Annotated in this window: 17 protein-coding genes and 2 pseudogenes; 7 read left to right on the top strand and 12 right to left on the bottom strand. The window is 62.7% G+C overall.

Annotation, left to right across the window (positions count from 1 at the left end):
• Positions 1–245: pseudogene (locus ACIPZ8_RS27590) on the bottom strand (glycine/betaine ABC transporter permease); the annotation flags it as partial.
• 23 nt (positions 246–268) lie between these two features.
• On the bottom strand, positions 269–1,429 hold the full coding sequence (locus ACIPZ8_RS27595; protein WP_400730229.1) for a glycine betaine/L-proline ABC transporter ATP-binding protein: 1,161 nt from the start codon (positions 1,427–1,429) through the stop codon (positions 269–271).
• 359 nt (positions 1,430–1,788) lie between these two features.
• Between ACIPZ8_RS27595 and ACIPZ8_RS27600 the strand changes: the two genes are divergently transcribed.
• Complete coding sequence (locus tag ACIPZ8_RS27600; RefSeq protein ID WP_400730232.1) at positions 1,789–2,769, top strand: LysR substrate-binding domain-containing protein; 981 nt, start codon at positions 1,789–1,791, stop codon at positions 2,767–2,769.
• 108 nt (positions 2,770–2,877) lie between these two features.
• Here the strand turns inward: ACIPZ8_RS27600 and ACIPZ8_RS27605 are convergent, their stop codons facing one another.
• The 4 genes and pseudogenes from ACIPZ8_RS27605 to ACIPZ8_RS27620 all read right to left on the bottom strand — a co-directional run bounded on the left by ACIPZ8_RS27605 (position 2,878) and on the right by ACIPZ8_RS27620 (position 5,649).
• A complete protein-coding gene (locus ACIPZ8_RS27605; protein WP_400730235.1) occupies positions 2,878–3,609 on the bottom strand; it encodes a hypothetical protein in 732 nt (243 codons plus the stop codon).
• Positions 3,610–3,738: 129 nt separating this feature from the next.
• Positions 3,739–4,530, bottom strand: coding sequence for a histidinol-phosphatase (gene hisN / locus ACIPZ8_RS27610; protein ID WP_400730238.1), 792 nt, complete (start codon positions 4,528–4,530; stop codon positions 3,739–3,741).
• Positions 4,531–4,584: 54 nt separating this feature from the next.
• Positions 4,585–4,671, bottom strand: a pseudogene (locus ACIPZ8_RS27615) (hypothetical protein); the annotation flags it as partial.
• Between the two features lie 21 nt (positions 4,672–4,692).
• Positions 4,693–5,649, bottom strand: coding sequence for an RHS repeat-associated core domain-containing protein (locus tag ACIPZ8_RS27620; protein WP_400730240.1), 957 nt, complete (start codon positions 5,647–5,649; stop codon positions 4,693–4,695).
• A gap of 154 nt (positions 5,650–5,803) precedes the next feature.
• Here ACIPZ8_RS27620 and ACIPZ8_RS27625 point away from each other — a divergent pair, with 154 nt between their 5' ends.
• Both ACIPZ8_RS27625 and ACIPZ8_RS27630 read left to right on the top strand, forming a co-directional pair.
• On the top strand, positions 5,804–6,694 hold the full coding sequence (locus ACIPZ8_RS27625) for a universal stress protein (RefSeq protein WP_400730243.1): 891 nt from the start codon (positions 5,804–5,806) through the stop codon (positions 6,692–6,694).
• A gap of 244 nt (positions 6,695–6,938) precedes the next feature.
• The gene (locus tag ACIPZ8_RS27630; RefSeq protein ID WP_400730246.1) at positions 6,939–9,074 is read left to right on the top strand and encodes a TonB-dependent siderophore receptor; all 2,136 of its coding nucleotides are present in this window, start codon (positions 6,939–6,941) and stop codon (positions 9,072–9,074) included.
• 31 nt (positions 9,075–9,105) lie between these two features.
• Here the strand turns inward: ACIPZ8_RS27630 and ACIPZ8_RS27635 are convergent, their stop codons facing one another.
• The 4 genes from ACIPZ8_RS27635 to ACIPZ8_RS27650 all read right to left on the bottom strand — a co-directional run bounded on the left by ACIPZ8_RS27635 (position 9,106) and on the right by ACIPZ8_RS27650 (position 11,989).
• Positions 9,106–9,627 carry an acyloxyacyl hydrolase gene (locus tag ACIPZ8_RS27635; protein ID WP_400730249.1) on the bottom strand — a complete coding sequence of 174 codons (522 nt, stop codon included), beginning with the start codon at positions 9,625–9,627 and terminating at the stop codon, positions 9,106–9,108.
• A 180-nt stretch (positions 9,628–9,807) separates the two neighbouring features.
• Positions 9,808–10,554, bottom strand: coding sequence for a phytanoyl-CoA dioxygenase family protein (locus ACIPZ8_RS27640; protein ID WP_400730252.1), 747 nt, complete (start codon positions 10,552–10,554; stop codon positions 9,808–9,810).
• A 55-nt stretch (positions 10,555–10,609) separates the two neighbouring features.
• The gene (locus tag ACIPZ8_RS27645; RefSeq protein ID WP_400730255.1) at positions 10,610–11,062 is read right to left on the bottom strand and encodes a carboxypeptidase regulatory-like domain-containing protein; all 453 of its coding nucleotides are present in this window, start codon (positions 11,060–11,062) and stop codon (positions 10,610–10,612) included.
• A gap of 60 nt (positions 11,063–11,122) precedes the next feature.
• The gene (locus ACIPZ8_RS27650) at positions 11,123–11,989 is read right to left on the bottom strand and encodes a putrescine utilization regulator PtrR (RefSeq protein WP_218278049.1); all 867 of its coding nucleotides are present in this window, start codon (positions 11,987–11,989) and stop codon (positions 11,123–11,125) included.
• Positions 11,990–12,096: 107 nt separating this feature from the next.
• Between ACIPZ8_RS27650 and ACIPZ8_RS27655 the strand changes: the two genes are divergently transcribed.
• On the top strand, positions 12,097–13,482 hold the full coding sequence (locus ACIPZ8_RS27655; protein WP_400730257.1) for an aldehyde dehydrogenase family protein: 1,386 nt from the start codon (positions 12,097–12,099) through the stop codon (positions 13,480–13,482).
• 37 nt (positions 13,483–13,519) lie between these two features.
• Here the strand turns inward: ACIPZ8_RS27655 and ACIPZ8_RS27660 are convergent, their stop codons facing one another.
• Together ACIPZ8_RS27660 and ACIPZ8_RS27665 are read right to left on the bottom strand one after the other, a co-directional pair.
• Positions 13,520–15,433, bottom strand: coding sequence for a hypothetical protein (locus tag ACIPZ8_RS27660; RefSeq protein WP_400730260.1), 1,914 nt, complete (start codon positions 15,431–15,433; stop codon positions 13,520–13,522).
• A 67-nt stretch (positions 15,434–15,500) separates the two neighbouring features.
• Positions 15,501–16,400: a helix-turn-helix domain-containing protein gene (locus ACIPZ8_RS27665; RefSeq protein WP_085679485.1), complete on the bottom strand. Its 900-nt coding sequence runs from the start codon at positions 16,398–16,400 to the stop codon at positions 15,501–15,503.
• 152 nt (positions 16,401–16,552) lie between these two features.
• Between ACIPZ8_RS27665 and ACIPZ8_RS27670 the strand changes: the two genes are divergently transcribed.
• The 3 genes from ACIPZ8_RS27670 to ACIPZ8_RS27680 all read left to right on the top strand — a co-directional run bounded on the left by ACIPZ8_RS27670 (position 16,553) and on the right by ACIPZ8_RS27680 (position 20,377).
• Positions 16,553–17,911, top strand: coding sequence for a glutamine synthetase family protein (locus tag ACIPZ8_RS27670; RefSeq protein ID WP_103447193.1), 1,359 nt, complete (start codon positions 16,553–16,555; stop codon positions 17,909–17,911).
• A 67-nt stretch (positions 17,912–17,978) separates the two neighbouring features.
• Positions 17,979–19,067, top strand: coding sequence for a polyamine ABC transporter substrate-binding protein (locus ACIPZ8_RS27675; RefSeq protein WP_110639002.1), 1,089 nt, complete (start codon positions 17,979–17,981; stop codon positions 19,065–19,067).
• Between the two features lie 14 nt (positions 19,068–19,081).
• The gene (locus ACIPZ8_RS27680; RefSeq protein WP_400730265.1) at positions 19,082–20,377 is read left to right on the top strand and encodes an NAD(P)/FAD-dependent oxidoreductase; all 1,296 of its coding nucleotides are present in this window, start codon (positions 19,082–19,084) and stop codon (positions 20,375–20,377) included.
• Positions 20,378–20,506: the final 129 nt, after the last annotated feature.

The raw sequence follows: 20,506 nt of genomic DNA on the forward strand, positions 1-20,506 counted from the left end.
CACAGCAGCGCCATGCGCTTGCCCGCCAGCTGCCAGCCGAGCAGCGACGAGAGGATGATGCCGATGGTGGGCGGAATGCTCTGCAGGGTGAACTCAATGCCGTTGAGCACCTGGTCGATCGGCCAGCGAATGGCACGGAACACCTCGCGGAAGTTGTGCACGAGGAAGTTGAGGGTTGCGGTGACCCAGTCACCCAGGGGGATGGTGGCCGCCTGGAAGGGGTCGAGAAGGCTGAATTCGGACATGAGGGCTTACCTCTTTCTTGTACTTAGTGGCGGCTCAGGGTCAGCAGCAGCTCGTTCTTCGACACGGTGCCCTTGAAGGCCCCCTGGCGGTCGAGCACCGGCACCGGATACGGCAGGTCGGCCGCAATGCCCAGTACCTCGTGCAGTGGCGTATCGGTGTACACCGGCTGCTGCTCGTGAAGGCTGTAGCGTTCACTGGCACTGGCGCCGTTGGCATCGGTGTCGACCACGCCGAGCAACTGCCCGTGATCGTCGACCAGATAGCCGAATGGCACACCGGCCTGGAAGCTCGGCGCCTTGCCGTTGACCTTGCACACCACGGCCGGGTCGAACTTGGCCAGGTCTCCGGCCTTGAGCACCCGCGAGCTGTCGAAGCTCTTGAAGAAGGTGCGCACGTAGTCGTTCGCCGGCTGGTTGATCAGCTCCTGCGGGGTGCCGATCTGCACCACCCGCCCGCCTTCCATGATCGCGATACGGTGGCCGATGCGGATGGCTTCCTCGATGTCGTGGGAAATGAAGATGATGGTGCGCTGCTGCTCGGCCTGCAGGCGCATCAGTTCGCCCTGCATCTCGCTGCGGATCAGCGGGTCGAGGGCGGAAAACGCCTCGTCCATCAACAGGATCGTCGGGTCGTTGGCCAGCGCCCGGGCCAGGCCCACGCGCTGCTGCATGCCGCCGGAGAGCTGGTGCGGGTAGCTGTGCTCATGCCCTGCCAGGCCCACCTGGCTCAGCGCCTCACGGGCACGACTGTGGCGCTCGGCTTCGGCAACGCCGGCAATTTCCAGGCCGAAGGCGGTGTTTTCCAGCACGCTCATGTGCGGCATCAGGGCGAAGGACTGGAACACCATGCCCATTTCCTTGCGGCGCACGTCGAGCAGGGCTTTGTCGGAGAGCCCGGTGATTTCCTTGCCGTTGAGGTGGATGCTGCCGGAGGTGGGTTCGATCAGGCGGTTGAACAGCCGCACCATGGTCGACTTGCCCGAACCGGACAGCCCCATGATGACGAAGATCTCGCCACGCTTGACGGAAAAGCTTGCATCGAACACGCCGACGACGTGGCCGGTCTTGCTGAAGATTTCGTTCTTGTCGGCACCCTTGCGGAGCATCTCCATGGCCATGTCGGGGTTTGGCCCGAAAACCTTGAAGATGTTTTTTACCGAAAGAATCTCATCGGCATGGCTCATACGACCCTCTTTATTATGCTTATTAACCAATCTTTGAACATCGCACTTTCAATAAGGCGGGTAGAGATCAGTGCGAGTACGCTTGGCAGTCCGTTCAAATTCGAACGTGAGTCAAAACCGGCACGCAGAATGTCCTGCTTCAAAATTATTCGACATCGCTGTCGCGAATGCCGCGCCGTGTGTTTTACGTTAGGCCTTGATCCAGACCGGGTCCAACGACATTTGCATGGCGCTAACCATTACCTGAAGTTATCAATCGGCCTGCAAGCGCGGTGCTAGACCGCCGCTGCATTGTCCGACCGGCTGTTTACAGGCTAGAGTGACCCACCTGGCTAGACGAAGGACCTCGCCCCACCACCATGGTCAGACACTCCGAACCCGATCAGACGCTGATCAAGATGCCGTCGCTGCGCGCCGTCAAAGTCTTCGTCGCTGCCGCCAAATACCAGAACTTCACCCGCGCCGCCGAAGCCCTGTGCGTGACCCAGGCCGCCGTCAGCCGGCAGATCCGCGAGCTGGAAACGTACCTGGGCGCCGAATTGTTCACCCGCGTGGGCCGGGCGGTGGAGCTGACCGTGGCCGGTTCGATCTTCTTCGATGCGGTCCAGTTGTCGTTCGTCAACATCTCCCAGGCCGCCGAGCGCATCCGCAGTAACACCAACACCCGGCACGTGGTCACCCTGTGCTGCTCGCCAGCGTTTGCCGCGTTATGGATGGGGCCGCGCATGCCCAAATTCCTCGACGAACACCCGGACATCGACATCAACCTGGTGACCACGCAGAACTTCCTGTCGATGGAGCCCGGGGTACGCCCGGACATCTACATAACCAAGCTGGGCAAGGTACAGGCGGGCTACAGCTCGCACCCGCTCAACCATGACGTGATCTACCCGGTGTGCACGCCCCAGTACCTGGCCACGCACCCCGAGCTGCGCACGCTGGAGGGCTTGCGCGACGGCACGCTGCTCAACCTCACCCCCTATGGCCGCTCGCAAGTGGCGGAGCACGTCGACTGGAATGTCTGGCTGGCGTTGCATGATGTCGACCTGAAGAGCCGCGCCAGCACGGCACCGCACTTTTTCAATGCCAACGACTACAACCTGCTGGTGCAACTGGCGCTGAACAATCAAGGCGTGGCGCTGGGTTGGCATCACCTGATAGCGCCCTTGGTGGCTCAAGGCTTGCTGGTAAGGCCGGTGGAGCAGGAACTGGTGCTCAAGGACACCTTCCATTTCCTGGCCTTTAACGAGGAAAAGGAGCACGACTCCAGTTGCCGGCGCTTGCGTGAGTGGTTGCTGCAGGAGTTTCAGCCGTTGCTGGAGCAGTTGCGTAACGTCTGAAGTTTGCTCGACACAAGCCCTGAAGCGCCTATCAGATCGAGCGCCGCGCGGGCGGCGCTCGGTCTCACAGACGCTGCAAGGCTTGAGGCGAGCACTCATGCCCCAAACTCACTGCACCGGCAAAAAATTCATCAACAACAAGCTCTGCGCATAATTCAGCCCAATCCGCCGATACCGCTCATCCAGCAACTCCGCCAGCAAATCCAGCCGCGCCACGATCTTGCCGAACTCCACGGCAAAACTCAGGTTGCTGCCCTCCTCCGATATTTCATTGGAAAACAGCAACAGCACCCCGTTGGCATCCTGTCGCTGGCTGAGCATCCAAGTTGCCTTCTCGATATTGCGCGCCGCGTTGTTGACGAACAGCGGGTCAATGGTATCGGTCATGTAGAACTCGGTACGCCCGCCGTGCGCGGTGATCAGCATGCTGCCGATGGCGTAGATGAAGGCGCCGACCCGGTCGCCGCGAAACTCCGGGCCCAGGGCGTAGCTCAGGGCCGCAAGGTCGCGGCGGTTGCCCAGTTGCGGCAACGGCTGGCGCTGCTCGATGGCGATGCGGATCTGCCGCTCGGCGGTGGCGGCATCCAGGTAGCCGGACATCTTCCACTGGTTGGGGTTGCGCAGGTACAGCTTGTTCATCAGCAAGTACAGGCTCTGCAGGTTGTCGCGCATGGCTAGCGTGGCCATGCGGTCGACGCTGGTCTGGAACAGCTCGCTGGGCTTGCCGTTGCCAAACTGGCTGACGATGTCGTGGCCTTGCTGCTGGCTGCAGCCGGCCAGGCCTATGAGGGTGCCCGCGAGCAGCAGGCTAGAGAGGATTCGGGAATTGCTTGCAACCATCGGCACCGGGGTCATCTTCGGCGGCCACACCGGGGGTCGGTGTGGCCTGGCCAAGCATAGAGCCCGGAAACCGGAAAAAGTGCGGAAACCTGTACCGCCGCGAAGAGGCCAGTACAGGCAACACATCCATTACATGGCGTGGCGCAACATCTCCACCACCTGCGCATGCAACGCCGGGTCACCACAGGCCACCACACAGCCGCCATTCTGCGCGCTACTGCCATCCCACGCAGTAATCACCCCGCCCGCCCCTTCGATGATCGGCATCAGCGCCTGCACGTCATACGGCTGCAGGCTTGCCTCGACAATCACGTCGACAAAGCCCGAGGCCAGCATGCAGTAGGCATAGCAATCACCACCGTATCGCATCAGCCGTGCCTTGCCCGCTACGGCCTCGAACGCGGCCTTGCGCTCGGCGCTGTCGAACATGTCCGGCGTGGTGCACATCAGCGTGGCCGCAGCCAGGTCGGCGCACGCACGGGTTTTCAGCGGCGTGCCGCTGCGCCAGGCGCCTGCCGGGGTGCCGACGAAACGTTCGCCGGTGAATGGCTGGTTCATCACGCCTACCACCGGGCGGATGCCGTCGTTCAGAGCAATCAACGTGCCCCACAGCGGCAGGCCAGTGATGAACGCACGGGTACCGTCGATCGGGTCAAGTACCCAGGTCAGCGGGCTGCTACCCACCGCCACGCCGGCCTCTTCACCGAGAATGCCGTGCTCCGGGTAGCGCGCCTGGATCAGCTCACGCATGGCATCCTCGGCGGCCTTGTCGGCCACGGTCACCGGGTCATACAGGCGCCCGCCCTTGTCCTCGACCTCCAGGCTGGCGCGGAAATACGGCTTGATCGCCAGCGCAGCGGCATCGGCCAGCTGCTCGGCGAAGGCTTGGAATTCGCCGATCTGTTCAGCGCTCAGGGACATGGTGCAGGCCTCGTGAAAAATGTCGGGGCTGCATCATACCCGACAACCTGCGTGTTACACCGCTGTCAGGTGTTCATAGAGAATGGTCGCCCGCCCGGGCATGGTACCGAGGGTCACCATGGTCATGGTCGCCAGACCGATACAGCGTGAAATGCCTAGTTATCAACTGAATCGCAGGGATGATGCTCTCGTAGCCGCTCCGAAAATGGGTGCTTTATTCACATAGTGAGATGCTCGCCTTGCAAAGGCATCAAATTCGTTATCCGTAGGAGTGTAAAGTTCACTCATTATTGACGAAAATTTTACCTTGAACGTGTCGCTTTCTGTGACTGCCTGCACACCTACACGCCAATTATCAGGAATTGGATACCCACCTCTATTAGAAAATGATGCCTCCTCTATGGCGTATCTCCTGATTGACATAAGAGCATTGAATTGAGCCCTGTCAATATACCCATCATCAAGTAGCCCCCCCCATGTGCTCACAGGTGCTTGAGTTTCGTAGTAGGGTTGATTGAATGGCTTTGCCAGCAATTCATCCAACTCACTACCTGCTATGAAACGCGACATCGGTCCCCTGGCATCCACAGGATTCGCCGAGGAGCTACCGCCCATAGGTGAAAAAGCACTATGACGACGCCTCGTCGTTCTAAAAATACTATTTTCTGGTAAAGAACGCCTTTGACCCCATTGACCGGAAGGATCACTTTTATTGACAGGATCATTTTCACAGTAGGCGTACGCATTAATGCCGCCTTTACCAAATGGGCTCAATCCATCTGCAGAGGCAAACCTCATGATGGCAGGATCATACTCTCTATGACCATGACCGAGTTGGTACCTTCTTGTGAGACGATCCACAGGCTGTCCATTGAGTCCAATTGCCACCATTAAATCAATGCTGAATCCGTAGACGTTAAACCTTTGATGTTGCAGACACGAAGCTTTGACTCCCGCAAGCACAGTAAAGGCTTGATCATTTACCAGCAGCATGATAGCGGCTTTCTTTTTTTTTGAATCGATTGCCACGGCTTGATCGGCAGCACAAACATACGACTCCCAGACACCAGCCTCCAAGACCGAGGCTACACGGTTGCGTAGGTAAAATATCTTCCTCACAGCTACGCCTCCTCCATAAACCAGTACTTGTAATCTACCTCCCATTATGCGAATTCAATACTGGTAGAAATGCTAGTTATGAAAAATTCCAATCGAGATGAATTTCACACAAAAGCTATGCTGAACAGGGGGCTGCCACACGTGGAGGTGTGCGATGAGCCAGTTCAAGCGTCTGTTCGTCATGCTCGGCCCGCAAATGCGCCATACCCCGGCGCTGCAGCGCGCGGCGGCGCTGGCCGAGTCCAGTGGTGCCCTGCTGGATATCAATGTGTTCGTCGACGATGTCGACACGTTTGGCCTGATGAGCGACGGCCGCGAGCGTGAACGGCTGCTCGGCGACAACCGCCAGTGGCTGGCCGACGAGGCCGAACAACTGGGCAACGCCGGGCTCGATGTCTCCACCGAACTGCTGCTGACCCGGGACCCGCTGGGCAGCGTGCTCGAACGCATCGAACAACTGGGTTGCGACCTGCTGATCAAGGACGTGCAGCACGAACCGGTACTCAAGCGTCTGTTGGTCACGCCGCTGGACTGGCAATTGCTCAAGGAAAGCCCGGTGGCCGTGCACCTGGTCAGCGACATCCGCCTGCCGCTGCCCCGGCAGATTGCGGCGGCGGTGGACCTTAACTGCCACGGTGCAGGCGAGCATCTGGACGATCAGGTGATCCACAGCGCCCATGCCCTGGCCCTGCAATGCAACGCCGAGCTGCACCTGCTGCATGTGTGCGATGCGGCCAAGACCCATATCGCCGACTTTGGTGCCGGCACCGTCACCATGCCGGGGTTCGATGGCAGTGTGCGCACGGCGCAGCGTGCGGCGTTCAACCGGCTGGGCGACCACCACCAGATTCCGCTGGAACGACGGCATTTTGTCGAAGGTGCGGCGATCCGGGCGATTGCCCAGTTCGTGAGCCACAGCCGGGTCGATGTGATCGTGATGGGCAGCCATCGGCATGATGCGATGCAGACGTTCCTCGGTGGCACCACGGCGCATGTGCTGGAGCATCCGTTGTGCAATGTGCTGGCGATCAAGGGCACCTACTGAGGCTTGCACTACCCGAATTGGCCTTTTCGCGGGTCAACCCGCCCCCACAGGTATACCACCCGCCTGAAGCGCTACGGGGCCCCTGTGGGAGCGGGTTTACCCGCGAAAAGGCCGATCCTGCCAAGCGCATGGTATCTGGCACACCAGTTCCAACAAAAAAGAATGCATTTGATAATGATTCGTAGTAGTTTTCAGGCGCTTCCCACACTCCCCTTCAGCGCCCTACTTCAGGATCGTACCGTCGATGCGTCGCACGTTCGTTTCGCTTTGTGTGCTTCATGCTGTCTCCCCGCTGGCCTTCGCCGAGCCCGAGCCGCTCAATGACCCGGCCCAGATCGAACTCCAGGCCCTGAACATCACCAGCAGCGCCGACAGCGAACGCGCCGATGGCCCGGTGGACGGCTACAAAGCCAACCGCTCGGCCAGTGCCACGCGCACCGACACCGCCCTGCACGAAACCCCGCAATCGATCAGCGTGGTGCCCAGGGATGTCCTCGAAGACACCGGCGCCACTCGCCTGCAGGACGGCCTGGACTACGCCGGTGGCGTCGGCCGCGCCAACAACTTCGGCGGCCAGGGCCTGACCACCTTCACCGTGCGCGGCTTCACCACCGGCGAGTTCTACCGCAACGGTTTCCCGATCAACCGCGGCTACCCCAATGCCCCCGATGCCAACACCGTCGAGCGTCTGGAAGTGATCCGCGGCCCGGCCACCAGCCTGTATGGCCGTGGCGACCCCGGTGGCACCTTCAACGTGGTCAGCAAGCAGCCGCTGGCCGAGCCCAAGGTGACCCTCGGGAGCCAGTTCGATGACCAGGGCATGCACCGGGCGACCCTGGATGCCACCGGGCCGCTGAACGCCGATGGCTCGCTGGCTTATCGCCTGAATGTGCTGGGCGAAGGTGGCGACAGCTTCCGCGACGACGTCGAAAGCGAGCGCTATGACGTTGCGCCGGTGATCAGCTGGCAGGTCAACGATGCCACCAAGGTCATCTTCGAAGGTGATTTCATGCGCAACAACCACCCGCTGGATCGCGGCCTGACGCGCCTGCCCGGCCAGCTCGGCACGGCCTCGCGCGACACCAACATCTGGGAAAAAGGCAGCGACAACCTGCTGCACAACGACAACAACATGGCCCAGCTGCGCTTCGAGCACTTGCTCAACGACAACTGGACCTTGGGTGGTGGCATGCAATGGCTGGACGGCTCGCTCAAGGGCAACGCTGTGGAAGCCAATGGCCTGCAGGCCGACGGTCGCACCCTGGGGCGCAATTTCAACTACCGCAAGCTGGAGTGGACCGACCGCGACTACCAGCTCAACCTCACCGGCCACTTCGACACCGGGGGCTTCGCTCACACCCTGCTCACCGGCATCGAATACGAAGACTACGACTACAACTCGATTATCCAGCGTTCGGCCGCCGGTACCGGCGCCTACCCGATCGACCTGTTCGACCCGGTACTGGGCCAGCCGCGCCCTGCCCTGACCCGCACCACCACCCATGACAAGGAAAACCTCAAGACCTGGGCCGCATTCATCCAGGACCAGGTAGCCCTGACCGAGCGCCTGAAAGCCCTCGCCGGGGTGCGTTTCGAGCGCTTCGAGCATGACTACGACAACAAGCTGAACAATGCCGGTGACTTCAGCAAAGGCGAGAACGGCGTCACCCCACGCTTCGGCCTGATCTACGACCTGACCGACACCGTTGCCGTCTACGCCAACACCGCGCGCTCGTTCAAGCCCAACAGCGGCGCGAGCCTGCAAGGCAGTGGCTTCGACCCGGAAAAGGGCAAGTCATACGAGCTAGGCGTGAAATGGGAAGCGCTGGACCGTCAGTTGAGCGTGGACGCGGCGATCTACCACATCGTCAAGGAAAACGTGCTGACCCGCGACCCGAACGACCCGACCGGCACCTACAGCGTCGCTGCTGGTGAAGTGCGCAGCCGCGGCCTGGACATCAACGTCGCCGGTAACCTGACCCCGGAATGGCGGATGATCGGCGGCTACGCCTATGTCGACGCCGAGGTGACCAAGGACAACAGCATCCCCACCGGCACCCGCCTGGCGAACATCCCGCGCAACAGCTTCAGCCTGCTCAACACCTATGAGTTCCAGGATGGGCTGGCCAAGGGCCTGGGGCTCGGGGTTGGCGTGAAGTATGTGGATGACCGCGCCGGGCAGACGGCGGCCACGACCTACACCATGGAGCGCTACAGCGTGGTCGACCTGCTGAGCTTCTACAAGGTCAACGAACACGTGCGGTTGAACCTGGACGTGAAGAACGTGTTCAACAAGGGCTATGACGAGGGGGCGTTCAATACCTACGTGTACCCGGGGGCGCCGCGCACGGTGCAGGCTGGGGTTTCCTACACCTTCTGACAAGGCTGGGGCCGCTATGCGGCCCCAAACTTCAGAAGCTCTTGCTGTAAAACAGCGAGTACGACTCGATGCCGTCGTTCGGCTGCTTGATGCCGGCATTGGAGTAGTGAGTCAGACGGACCCCCACCTTCTGCGCACCCGGCAGCTTCAGGCCAAAGCCGATGCGGTCTTCGAAGTTGACGGCCGACCCCAGGTCATGGTCGCCCACCTCGGTCTTGGAGAAGGCCGCCAGGCCAATACCGGCTTCGACATACGGGGTGTAGGTGAAACCACTGAACTCGTAGGTGAACACCGGGCTGAGCGACAGCGAATGGGCGCCGCTGGCATCACCACCTTCCCAATAGGTGTAGGCCGCATCCCAATAGCCCGTCACAAAACCGATGTCACTTTTCAGCCACTGCTTGTCCCAGTCGAACGACATGCCGAGACGGTAGGTCATGTCACCTTGACCGGTGGCCCCCACGGCACCGGAAACCTGCGCGGCCTGGGCCAGGCTGGTGCCGGCGAGGGCCAATAGGACGGCGGCCAGCGTGCTGGCAAGACGGGTTTTCATCAATGACTTCTCCTGATGGTCACACGGGCAAGTGGGGGCTTGGGCCCCTCGATTTTTGCGGTGACCGGTGCATCCAACCGGTCACACGGGGTAATACTTTTCTGATTATTGTCTAGATAATCAGAAAGTTGAAAGTGAATTGCCAGCATTGTTTGAATTTACCCACAGTGCCCGGGCATCTCAGTCGTATTCGGCCTCCTCGTGCTCACCCAAGAGCCGCCGCTGCCGAGGCGTCGCCTCTTCCAGCACCCTTGGGTTGAACTGCCAGCTCAGGTAGGGGGAGAACTTCTGCGCCACCATGCGCCGGCCGTAATGCACCTGCAGCATGTCGCGCTCGCGGGCAACGCTGCAATTGGCGCCACCGCTGTGCCAGACATCGCTGCGGAACACCAGCGCATCTCCCGCGCTGCACAGCACCGGCACGGCTTCGCGGCCCTGCCATTGCTGTTCGCCTGGCTGCGGCGGACGCGCCGCACGATGGCTGCCCGGCACCACCCAGGTGGGGCCGATGTTGAGGTCAATATCGCTCAGGTAGACCTGCGCGGTCAGAATCTGCATGGGCTGGCAAAAGTTGCCGCACGCCACCAGCCAGGCCGGCAACGCCATGGGCAGATGGTCCAGGTGCAGGCCCATGCCCGGATAGCCAGGGTGGCTGCGCCAGGCGGTCTGGCCGATCACATGGCAGTCGGCGCCGAGGGCAGCTTCGGCGAGGTCGATCAATGGCGGCAGGTCGAGAAAGGGCAACCACAGCGGGTCGCGATTGAACACGCACTTGTAGTGCTCCAACAGCCCCTGATAGTCCCAGTGGAGGGGCTGCAGGTCATCGATGGCGCAGCGCAGCAACGCCACACGTACGCCATCGAGAACGCCACGGAGCAAGACGTAGCCCTGCTCCTCCAGCGCTTGCAGTGGTGAGTCGAGGCTCATGCCGACAGGCCTCCATCCCGGTGGAGTACAGATGTACTCCACTCGCCAGTGCCGATCAGTGCCAGTTCAGGCTGGCAGTGACAGGCGTCTTGCCATTCACCGTGACCAGTTGCTGGACGGTAGTGCCCTGCCCCTGGCCGACGACCTTGTACTGGCCCGGTGGCAGCTGGACATAAACCAGTGGCCCGGCATCCTGAAGGCTCAACACCGACTTGCCTTGTGCGTTCTGGATATCGACTGCGGCGCCGCTTTCAAACTGGCCGTGTGCGCCGGTCGACAGTTCGACGTGCAGGTCGTAGCCCTTGGTATGGCGCATGGCATTGGCTTCGTCCTGACCGATACCCCCTTCAAGGTAGCGCACGCCGTTCTGCTCCTGCGGCTGCAGTTGCACGGCTTGCATGTCGATGGGGGCGTTGTGGTCATCCACTTCAGCGGCGGCGGCCAGGGTCCAGGGCAGCGCCAGTGCAATCAGCAGCGTGGCGCCCAAAGCATAGTGATGGTTACGCATGGTCAGCTCCTCCTCAGGGAGATGGCTTACCTGATATTTGACCCCACGCAATGCCAATGTTCATGCCGTTCGCCGCTCTTCGAGCAGTTTCACGAACATGCTCAGGCTGCGCGAAACCGTGCCACGGCGCCACACCAGCCAGGTCTTGAGGTAGCGGAACTGCTCCTGCATCGGCCAGGCGCAGACCGTGCTGCAGCCGGGCATGTTGTCGAGCATGCTGCGCGGCAGCATGGCCAGGCCGGCGCCCGCGCTGACGCAGGCGAGCATGCCGTGGTACGACTCCATTTCGTGGATCTTGCCGGGCACCGCCTGGTCCTGGACGAACCAGTTCTCGAAGTGATGGCGGTACGAGCAGTTGGCACGGAAGGCGTAGATGCTAGCGCCGTTGACGTCCTGGGCGCGGGTCACCGGGGCGTGGTTGAGCGGCGAGATGATCACCATCTCCTCCTCGAACACCGGCATGCCTTCGAGCGTGGGGTGCAGCACCGGGCCGTCGACGAAAGCCGCCACCAGGCGCCCCGCCAGGACGCCTTCGAGCATGGTCCCGGAAGGCCCGGTGGACAGGTCGAGGTCGACCTTGGGGTAGCGCTGGTTATAGGCGGCCAGCAAGGCCGGAATACGCACCGCCGCCGTGCTCTCCAGCGAACCCAGGGCGAAGGTGCCCTGGGGGTCCTCACCGGCCACGGTCAGCCGCGCCTCGTGCACCAGGTCGAGGATGCGCCGGGTGTATTCAAGGAAGTTCCAGCCCGCTGGCGACAGGCGCAGGCGGCTTTTTTCGCGGATGAACAACTCGACGCCGAGGTCTTCCTCCAACTGCTTGATACGTGTGGTCAGGTTCGACGGCACCCGATGGATGTGCTGGGCGGCGGCGCTGATGCTGCCCTGCTCGGCCACGGCCTTGAAGATCTCCAGTTGCACCAGGTCCACAGTCATTCTCCAAACGTGAATGTTCCGCTCATTATTATTCAGTTTTCATTAAAGCCATAGCCCACTAGTCTGGCGTCACTGATTAACAACAACGAGAGTGTCCAGCCATGAGTGCGATCAGCAGCCTGACCCACGCCATCTCCGTCGACCCGTTCAGCGGCGAGCAGATCGGCGCCTACCCCTTCGACACCGACGCCGCACTGGAAGCGGCGCTGCAACGTGCCAAGGCTGGCTACGGCCAGTGGCGCCAGGTGTCGCTGGGTCAGCGCAGCGAGTACCTGCTCGCCCTGGCCAGCACCCTCGAAGCCAAGGCCGAAGTCTTCGCGCAGATGATTAGCCGCGAGATCGGCAAGCCGATCGCCCAGGCCCGTGGTGAAGTCGGCAAGTGCGTCGGCCTGTGCCGCTGGTATGCCGAGCACGGCCCGGCCATGCTCGCCGCCGAGCCGACCCAGGTCGAGAAAGCCCGCATCGAATACCGCCCGCTGGGCCCGATCCTGGCCGTGATGCCGTGGAACTTCCCGGTCTGGCAGGTCCTGCGCGGCGCCGTGCCGGCGATCCTGGCGGGCAACACCTACGTGCTCAAGCACGCACCGAACGTGATGGGCAGCGCCTACCTGCTGGGTGAGCTGTTCAAGGACGCCGGCCTGCCTGAAGGCGTGTTCGAGGTGCTGAACGTCACCCCAGAGGGCGTCACCCGCGCCATCAACGACGTGCGCATCGCCGCCGTGACCCTGACCGGCAGCGTGCGTGCCGGCATGGCCATCGGTGCCCAGGCGGGTGCGGCGCTGAAGAAGTGCGTGCTGGAGCTGGGCGGTTCCGACCCGTTCATCGTGCTGGCTGACGCCGATATCGATGCTGCCGTGCAGGCCGCCGTGATCGGCCGCTACCAGAACACCGGCCAGGTCTGCGCCGCCGCCAAGCGCCTGATCATCGAAGAAGGCGTTGTCGAGGCATTCACGCGCAAGTTCGTCGAAGCCACGCGCAAACTGAAAGTCGGCAACCCGCTGGAAGACGACACCTACATCGGCCCGATGGCCCGCTACGACCTGCGCGACGAGCTGGATGGCCAGGTCCAGGCGACGCTGGCCGAAGGCGCCACCCTGCTGCTGGGCGGCAACAAGGTCGAAGGCGTGGGCAACTTCTACGCACCGACCGTGTTCGCCAACGTCACCCCGGACATGACCGCCTTCAAGCAGGAGCTGTTCGGGCCGGTGGCGGCGATCATCACTGCCCGTGATGCCGACCATGCCGTGGAGCTGGCCAACGACAGCGAGTTCGGCCTGGCGTCGACCATCTATACCGCCGACTATGCGCTGGCCGAGCGCATGACCGCAGCGCTGGATACCGGCGGTGTGTTCATCAACGGCTACTGCGCCTCCGACCCCCGCGTGGCGTTTGGTGGAGTGAAGAAGAGCGGTTTCGGGCGCGAGCTGTCGCACTTTGGTGTGCGCGAGTTCACCAATGCCCAGACCGTGTGGCTGGATCGCAACTGATTCCAGGTATCGGGGCCGCTTTGCGGCCCCAGCACTATCAATCCCGGACCTGGTCCTTTACCCAGTCCAGCATCCCCCCCGGCACGATCAGTTCATGCCGCGCCCGCGAACAGGCGGTATACAGCCCCGCCAGCATCCGCGCCCGCTCGTTGCGATTGCCCGCCGTGCTCGGTGCCACCATCAGCTCCGGCGACACCATCACCCGGGCGAACTCCATGTTCTTCACATCCCGCACACGCCCGAGGAACAGCTTCGGCGCCTTGTCCCATCGGTAACGGCTCTTGGCCTTGGCGAAATGTTCGGCGGTGTAGCCTTTGCGCAGCATGCCGGCCACGGCAACAAAGGCCTTGTCGTCACCCTTGTCCTGCTCCAGCGCCTGCCAGCTGGGGTAACGGAACAGCATCGGGTGGCGTGCCCGGGTGCCGTAGCGGTACAGCTCGATGCAATCCTCGACGAACAGCTCGAAGTCCTTGCGCGCACTTTTCAGCAGCACGAACGGCACCCCTTGATGGGTCAGGCGCTGGAACCAGCCGAACAGGCCCCACTCGTCATCGACGATCAGGGCGGTTGGCTGTTCAGGCACCGTCACCGTGTCGAAGAAACTCACCCGCGTGTAATGCTCGGCACTGCCACTGAAGGCTGCCTGGATCGCCGCCGGGTGTGCCTGGATCAACGGGTTGAGCACGCCATCCATGGCCGGGCCGGCGCGCAGCGAATGGTCGATGTAGCGCTGACGGATGAAGTTGCCATGGTGCGGGCTGAGGCCATTGAGGTTCTGCAGTTCGTCGCCCAGGGCAATCACTGACTGCGGGCTGCGATCGAGCACGGCCAGCATCGGCGCCGAAAGCTCGTGGGCCTCGTCGACGATGACGTGGCTGTAGCGGCTGTCGATCACCTCGGCGGTCAGCGACAACAGCTTGACCCGGTGGTAGTCGCGCACTGGCAGCTGGATTTCACGGGCTGACGGGCGAATCAGTTCCTGCCAGTACAGCCGGGCCTTTTCCAGCAGCACTTGCTGATCCAGCGGCGAGGTACCCGGCCCGGCCCAAGGCAAGTGATGCAGCTGCAACTGACTGTCACCGCTGCGGCAGAAACTGCGCACGGCCTTGACGCACAGGGCCACCACATCGCGCGCGGCGAGCGGGCCGATGTCGGGGATGTTCAGCCAGCGCACCACCTGCGCCTCCTGCGGGCGCCATGACAGTTTGGTGCGGTAGGGGTCGCGCAGGCGCCAGCCGTTGCTGGTGAGGTCACGGTTGAGGATTTCGTCGGCCAGCTGGCCAAAGGTCAGCGCGGTGTAGGCCTGGGCATCCTTCACCCGTGCCTGCAATGCCCGCAGCTGGCCTTCGGTGAGGGCCAGCAACAGCGTGCGCTGGGGGTCGAGCAGGCGCGCGAACTGGTGGATCAGGAAGGTCTTGCCGGTGCCGGCAAAACCCTGCACGGCAACTGATTCGTCGACGCCGCACAGGAACTCGCGCAGCAAGCGGTTCTGTTGGTCACTGAGCATCAGGTCACTGGCCAGTGAGGGCAGGTACACCGGGTGCAGCGGGGTCACGCGCTGGCGGTAGCTGTCGGCAAACTGGAAATTCCACTGGCCCTCGGCGTCCAGGAACTCGTCGGCCTGGTACTCGGTTTCGCTCGACACCAGGGCGACGCCGTTCTCACCGAGCATGCCCAGCCCCATGGCGAACGCCTCGCGGTCAAAGTGCTGCGCGACCTGCCGCTGGAAGCGGCCCGGGGCTGCGCCTTCGACTTCATTGGCGATGCGCACGATTTCGGCGAAACGGCGCTCCTGGGTGTCCGCCGAGGCGCTGGCCGGCTGGCGCGGCAGGTTCTGCACGAACAGCACGGCGGCAGCCTCCGGCAGGCTGGCGCTCGGGAAGAAGTCAGTGGCGGTGGGCGCGCCGGCCAGGCGCTCGGCCTGGTCGCTGGGCAAAGGCAGGTAGAACATCGGGACCTCGGGTAGAAACTGCCGGGCACGATAGCAATTTTCCAATGGGAATGCTGGGCAAGAATATTCAGCCCCTTCCCCGCTTCAGGGTCTCGCTCGGAAACTCCTTGAACAATTGCCGGTAACTCTCTGAAAATCTTCCCAAATGCCAGAACGACCAGCGCATGGCCACTTCGGCCACGGTCACCTCACCGCCGCGCAACAGATCACGCCGCGCACCGTTGAGCCGACGCAACCGCAGCCAGTGCGCCGGTGGCATCCCGGTAAACGCCTTGAATGCCTGCTGCAACTGGCGCAGCGACACACCGGCCACCTCGGCCAGCTCCACCAGGTTGAGGGTTTCTTCCGGGCAGTCTGCCGCCCACTCACTGACCCGCTGCATGATCGCCCGCTCCTCGCCGCGCCGCCCCAGCGCCCCGCCCTGCAAGCGCTGGCAGGCGTTGTCGAGGATGAACAGGCAGTCCTCGAGCAGTTGCTCGGCCAGTGCCTGCCCTTGCAGCGGGCAATCAGCCTGGCCAAGGCGGGTCAAGGTGGCGCTCAGCCAGCTGCCGAACAACGCATTCTGGCCGCTGCCCAGCGGCACCATGAACAACCCTTCAAGCCGCTGCGGGTCCAGGCCATGGCGGGCAAGAAACGCCTGGTCGAACACGACGGCCACTTCCTGGTAGTTCTCCGGCGTGATCCAGATATTGCGGCTCTGCTCGTTGAGCAGGTACAGGCTGTTTTCGCTCTGGTCGAAACAGAACGCCAGTGAACCGCTCGGCGCGCGGAAGAATTGCTCGACCCGGGTATTCAGGCGCTCTTCGTACACCTCCACGCCATCGAGCCCCAGGCAGCGCAGCTGGCCGCTGAAATGCCCCGGCGACATCTGCCGGTACTGCTGCTGCCAACCGGGGGTGGCGCGCACCTGTTCGGTGACATCAGTGGTGTGGAAAGCCTGAACCTGCAAGGCATTGGGCGTTGTCACGCTTTGTCCTAGTCGCACTCTTTTGGTGCATTCATTGCCGAAGAAAGTGGATAGATGGCTTTGCGGGCCTGCGCTCAAGATAGTCTCCAGCGCGCCACCTGGGAAGTCACCGGCACCTGCCGCGCACACAAAAACCCAACCAAGAGGTCTGTATGAACGCCCCCTTCGATCAGCTGTCCACCTGGCTGAAAGAACACCGCATCACTGAAGTCGAATGCGTGATCAGCGACCTGACCGGCATCGCCCGCGGCAAGATCGCACCGACCGCCAAATTCCTCCACGAGCGCGGCATGCGCCTGCCCGAAAGCGTGCTGCTGCAGACGGTCACCGGCGACTACGTCGACGACGACATCTACTACAACCTGCTCGATGCAGCCGACATCGACATGATCTGCCGCCCCGACCCGACGGCGGTGTACCAGATCCCGTGGGCCATCGAGCCCACCGCCATCGTCATCCACGACACCTTCGACAAGCACGGCAACCCGATCGAGCTGTCGCCGCGCAACGTGCTGAAGAAGGTGCTCAAGCTGTATGCCGACAAAGGCTGGCAGCCGATTGTCGCGCCGGAAATGGAGTTCTACCTGACCCAGCGCTGCGAAGACCCGGACTTGCCCCTGCAAGTGCCGCTGGGCCGCTCGGGCCGCGCCGAAAGCGGGCGCCAGTCGTTCTCGATCGACGCTGCCAACGAATTCGACCCGCTGTTCGAAGACGTCTACGACTGGTGCGAACTGCAGGGCCTGGACCTGGACACGCTGATTCACGAAGACGGCCCGGCGCAGATGGAGATCAACTTCCGCCATGGCGACGCGCTGGACCTGGCCGACCAGATCACCGTGTTCAAGCGCACCATGCGTGAAGCCGCGCTCAAGCACAACGTCACCGCCACCTTCATGGCCAAGCCGATCACCGACGAACCGGGCAGCGCCATGCACCTGCACCAAAGCGTGGTCGACATCGCCACCGGCAAGCCGATATTCGCCAATGAAGATGGCAGCATGAGCGAGCTGTTCCTGCACCACATCGGTGGCCTGCAGAAGTACATCCCCAAGCTGCTGCCGATGTTCGCGCCGAACGTCAACTCGTTCCGCCGTTTCCTGCCGGACACTTCGGCACCGGTCAACGTCGAGTGGGGCGAGGAAAACCGCACCGCCGGCCTGCGTGTGCCGACCTCCAGCCCCGATGCCATGCGCGTGGAAAACCGCCTGCCGGGCGCCGACGCCAACCCTTACCTGGCGATCGCCGCCAGCTTGCTGTGCGGTTACCTGGGCATGGTCGAGAGGATCGAACCGAGCGCGCCGGTCCAGGGCCGTGCCTATGAACGGCGCAACCTGCGGCTGCCGATCACCATCGAGGATGCCCTGCAGCACATGGAGGATTGCGAGACCGTGCAGCAGTACCTGGGCAAGCAGTTCGTCCAGGGCTACGTGGCGGTCAAGCGCGCCGAGCATGAAAACTTCAAGCGCGTCATCAGTTCCTGGGAGCGCGAGTTCCTGCTGTTGAGCGTGTGATTTTCCGGGGGGCGCCAGGTGCCCCCCTTGCACCGAATTCAAAGAACAAGACCAACGAGGTGTCGACATGCGTCATCTGCAAGCCCTGATCCCCGCTACATTCGCCCTGCTGTTCGGCGCCGCCGCACAGGCCACGCCCAGCGTCAGCGTGTACAACTGGACCGACTACATCGGTGACACGACCCTGGCCGACTTCCAGGCCAGCAGCGGGATCAAGGTCGTCTATGACGTGTTCGACTCCAACGAAACCCTGGAAGGCAAGCTGCTCGCCGGCCGCACCGGCTACGACGTGGTGGTGCCTTCCAACCACTTCCTGGCCCGCCAGGCCCAGGCCGGTGCGTTCCTGCCGCTGGACCGCAGCAAGCTGCCGAACTGGCAGCACCTGGACCCGAAACTGCTCAAGCAGCTGGAGCAGAACGATCCCGGCAACCAATATGCAGTGCCGTACCTGTGGGGCACCAATGGCATCGGCTACAACGTCGAAAAGGTCAAGGCCGCGCTGGGCGTGGACCATATCGATTCCTGGGCAACCCTGTTCGAGCCGGAAAACCTGAAGAAGCTCAAGCAATGCGGCGTGGCCTTCATGGACTCACCGGACGAGCTGTTCCCGGCGATGCTCAACTACCTGGGCATGGACCCACGCAGCGAAAAGCCGGGCGACTATGCCAAGGCCGAAGCGCGACTGCTCGAACTGCGCCCGTACATCACCTACTTCCACTCCTCCAAGTACGTCTCGGACCTGGCCAATGGTGATATCTGCGTGGCCTTCGGCTATTCCGGCGACGTGTTCCAGGCGGCCAACCGGGCCGTGGAAGCGAAGAACGGGGTGAAGATCGCCTACAGCATTCCCAAGGAAGGCAGCAACCTGTGGTTCGACCTGCTGGCGATCCCCAAGGACGCTCAGAACCCCGAACAGGCCCTGGCCTTCATCAACTACCTGCTCGACCCGAAAGTGATCGCCAAGGTCAGCGCCACGGTCGGCTATGCCAACGCCAACCCGGATGCCCAGGCCTACATGGACAAGTCCCTGGTCGACAACCCCGAGATCTACCCACCCCAGGCGGTCCTGGACAAGCTGTACATCTCCAGCACCCCGAGCCCGAAGATCATGCGCGTCATGACCCGCTCCTGGAGCAAGATCAAGTCCAACCGTTGAACCGAGAACGCGCCATGCCTTTCGATACCCAACATACCGCGTCGTACTACGCCGCCACGGCGCGCCACACGACGCCCTACCCCAGCCTCGACGGCGAACTGACCGCTGACGTGTGCGTGGTCGGCGGTGGCCTGACCGGGGTCAACACCGCGCTGGAACTGGCCGAACGCGGGCTCAGCGTGGTGCTGCTGGAAGGCCGACGCATCGGCTGGGGCGCCAGCGGGCGCAACGGCGGCCAGCTGATTCGTGGCATCGGCCATGATGTCAGGGGCTTTGCCCGCCATGTCGGCCAGGACGGCGTGCGCTACCTGCAGCAGGCCGGCATCGAGTCGGTGGCCCTGGTCGCTCGCCGCATCGAGCAATATGCGATCGCCTGCGACCTGCGCTGGGGCTTCTGCGAACTGGCCAATACCCCGGCACAGTTCGCTGCCTTCAAGGCTGAACAGGAAGACCTGGCCAGCCTTGGCTACCGCCACGAAACCCGCCTGATCGGGCCCGAAAGCCTGCATGAAATCGTCGCCAGCGACCAGTACGCCGGCGGCCTGGTGGACATGGGCTCTGGCCATCTGCATCCGCTTGACCTGGTCCAGGGCGAAGCACGCGTGGCCCATGGCCTGGGTGTGCGGATCTTCGAGCAGAGCCCGGTGCTGCGCATCGAACATGGCCCCACGGTGACCGTGCACACGGCACGGGGCAAGGTGCGGGCACAGAGCCTGGTGCTGGGCTGCAACGCCCACCTCGACGAACTGGAGCCACGCCTGAGCGGTAAAGTGCTGCCGGCCGGCAGCTACGTGGTGGCAACCGAACCGCTGCCGCAAGCGCTGGCGAGCAAGCTGATCCCACAGAACATGGCCATGTGCGACCAGAAGGTCGGCCTGGACTACTACCGCCTCACTGCCGACCGCCGCCTGCTGTTTGGCGGCGCCTGCCACTATTCCGGGCGCGACCCCAAGGACATCGCTGCCTACATGCGACCCAAGGTGCTCAAGGTGTTCCCGCAACTGGCCGATGTGCGCATCGACTACCAGTGGGGCGGCATGATCGGCATCACCGCCAACCGTTTCCCGCAGGTGGGACGGCTGAGCCAGCACCCCAACGTCTTCTATGCCCAGGGCTATTCCGGGCATGGGCTGAACGTGACCCACTGGACGGCGAAGTTGCTGGCGGAAGGCATCGCACTGGGGCAGAGCCAGGGGCTGGATGTGTTCAGCGCGGTGCCACACCTGACGTTCCCGGGCGGCAAGGCGCTGCGCTCGCCGCTGCTGGCGCTGGGGATGTTGTGGTATCGGTTGCGGGAGGCGCTGGGATAACAGGGTGTACGCCTTGAACGTTGCGTCGTGTTTGAGATCGAGCGCCGCCCGCGCGGCGCATCGCAGGCAAGCCTGCTCCTACATCTGTTTCGGCCAGTTATTCCTGAAGCATTGCCGCGCGGTCCCTTG

It is taken from the genome of Pseudomonas sp. NPDC089422 (assembly GCF_044749405.1).
In the GTDB taxonomy this organism is placed as follows: domain Bacteria; phylum Pseudomonadota; class Gammaproteobacteria; order Pseudomonadales; family Pseudomonadaceae; genus Aquipseudomonas.

What these genes read in the sequence shown, in the direction of transcription:
- ACIPZ8_RS27595 (WP_400730229.1), bottom strand. Translation starts at nt 1,429, where the DNA reads ATGAGCCATGCCGATGAGATTCTTTCGGTAAAAAACATCTTCAAGGTT.
- ACIPZ8_RS27600 (WP_400730232.1), top strand. Translation starts at nt 1,789, where the DNA reads ATGGTCAGACACTCCGAACCCGATCAGACGCTGATCAAGATGCCGTCG.
- ACIPZ8_RS27605 (WP_400730235.1), bottom strand. Translation starts at nt 3,609, where the DNA reads ATGGTTGCAAGCAATTCCCGAATCCTCTCTAGCCTGCTGCTCGCGGGC.
- hisN (WP_400730238.1), bottom strand. Translation starts at nt 4,530, where the DNA reads ATGTCCCTGAGCGCTGAACAGATCGGCGAATTCCAAGCCTTCGCCGAG.
- ACIPZ8_RS27625 (WP_400730243.1), top strand. Translation starts at nt 5,804, where the DNA reads ATGAGCCAGTTCAAGCGTCTGTTCGTCATGCTCGGCCCGCAAATGCGC.
- ACIPZ8_RS27630 (WP_400730246.1), top strand. Translation starts at nt 6,939, where the DNA reads ATGCGTCGCACGTTCGTTTCGCTTTGTGTGCTTCATGCTGTCTCCCCG.
- ACIPZ8_RS27635 (WP_400730249.1), bottom strand. Translation starts at nt 9,627, where the DNA reads ATGAAAACCCGTCTTGCCAGCACGCTGGCCGCCGTCCTATTGGCCCTC.
- ACIPZ8_RS27640 (WP_400730252.1), bottom strand. Translation starts at nt 10,554, where the DNA reads ATGAGCCTCGACTCACCACTGCAAGCGCTGGAGGAGCAGGGCTACGTC.
- ACIPZ8_RS27645 (WP_400730255.1), bottom strand. Translation starts at nt 11,062, where the DNA reads ATGCGTAACCATCACTATGCTTTGGGCGCCACGCTGCTGATTGCACTG.
- ACIPZ8_RS27655 (WP_400730257.1), top strand. Translation starts at nt 12,097, where the DNA reads ATGAGTGCGATCAGCAGCCTGACCCACGCCATCTCCGTCGACCCGTTC.
- ACIPZ8_RS27660 (WP_400730260.1), bottom strand. Translation starts at nt 15,433, where the DNA reads ATGTTCTACCTGCCTTTGCCCAGCGACCAGGCCGAGCGCCTGGCCGGC.
- ACIPZ8_RS27670 (WP_103447193.1), top strand. Translation starts at nt 16,553, where the DNA reads ATGAACGCCCCCTTCGATCAGCTGTCCACCTGGCTGAAAGAACACCGC.
- ACIPZ8_RS27675 (WP_110639002.1), top strand. Translation starts at nt 17,979, where the DNA reads ATGCGTCATCTGCAAGCCCTGATCCCCGCTACATTCGCCCTGCTGTTC.
- ACIPZ8_RS27680 (WP_400730265.1), top strand. Translation starts at nt 19,082, where the DNA reads ATGCCTTTCGATACCCAACATACCGCGTCGTACTACGCCGCCACGGCG.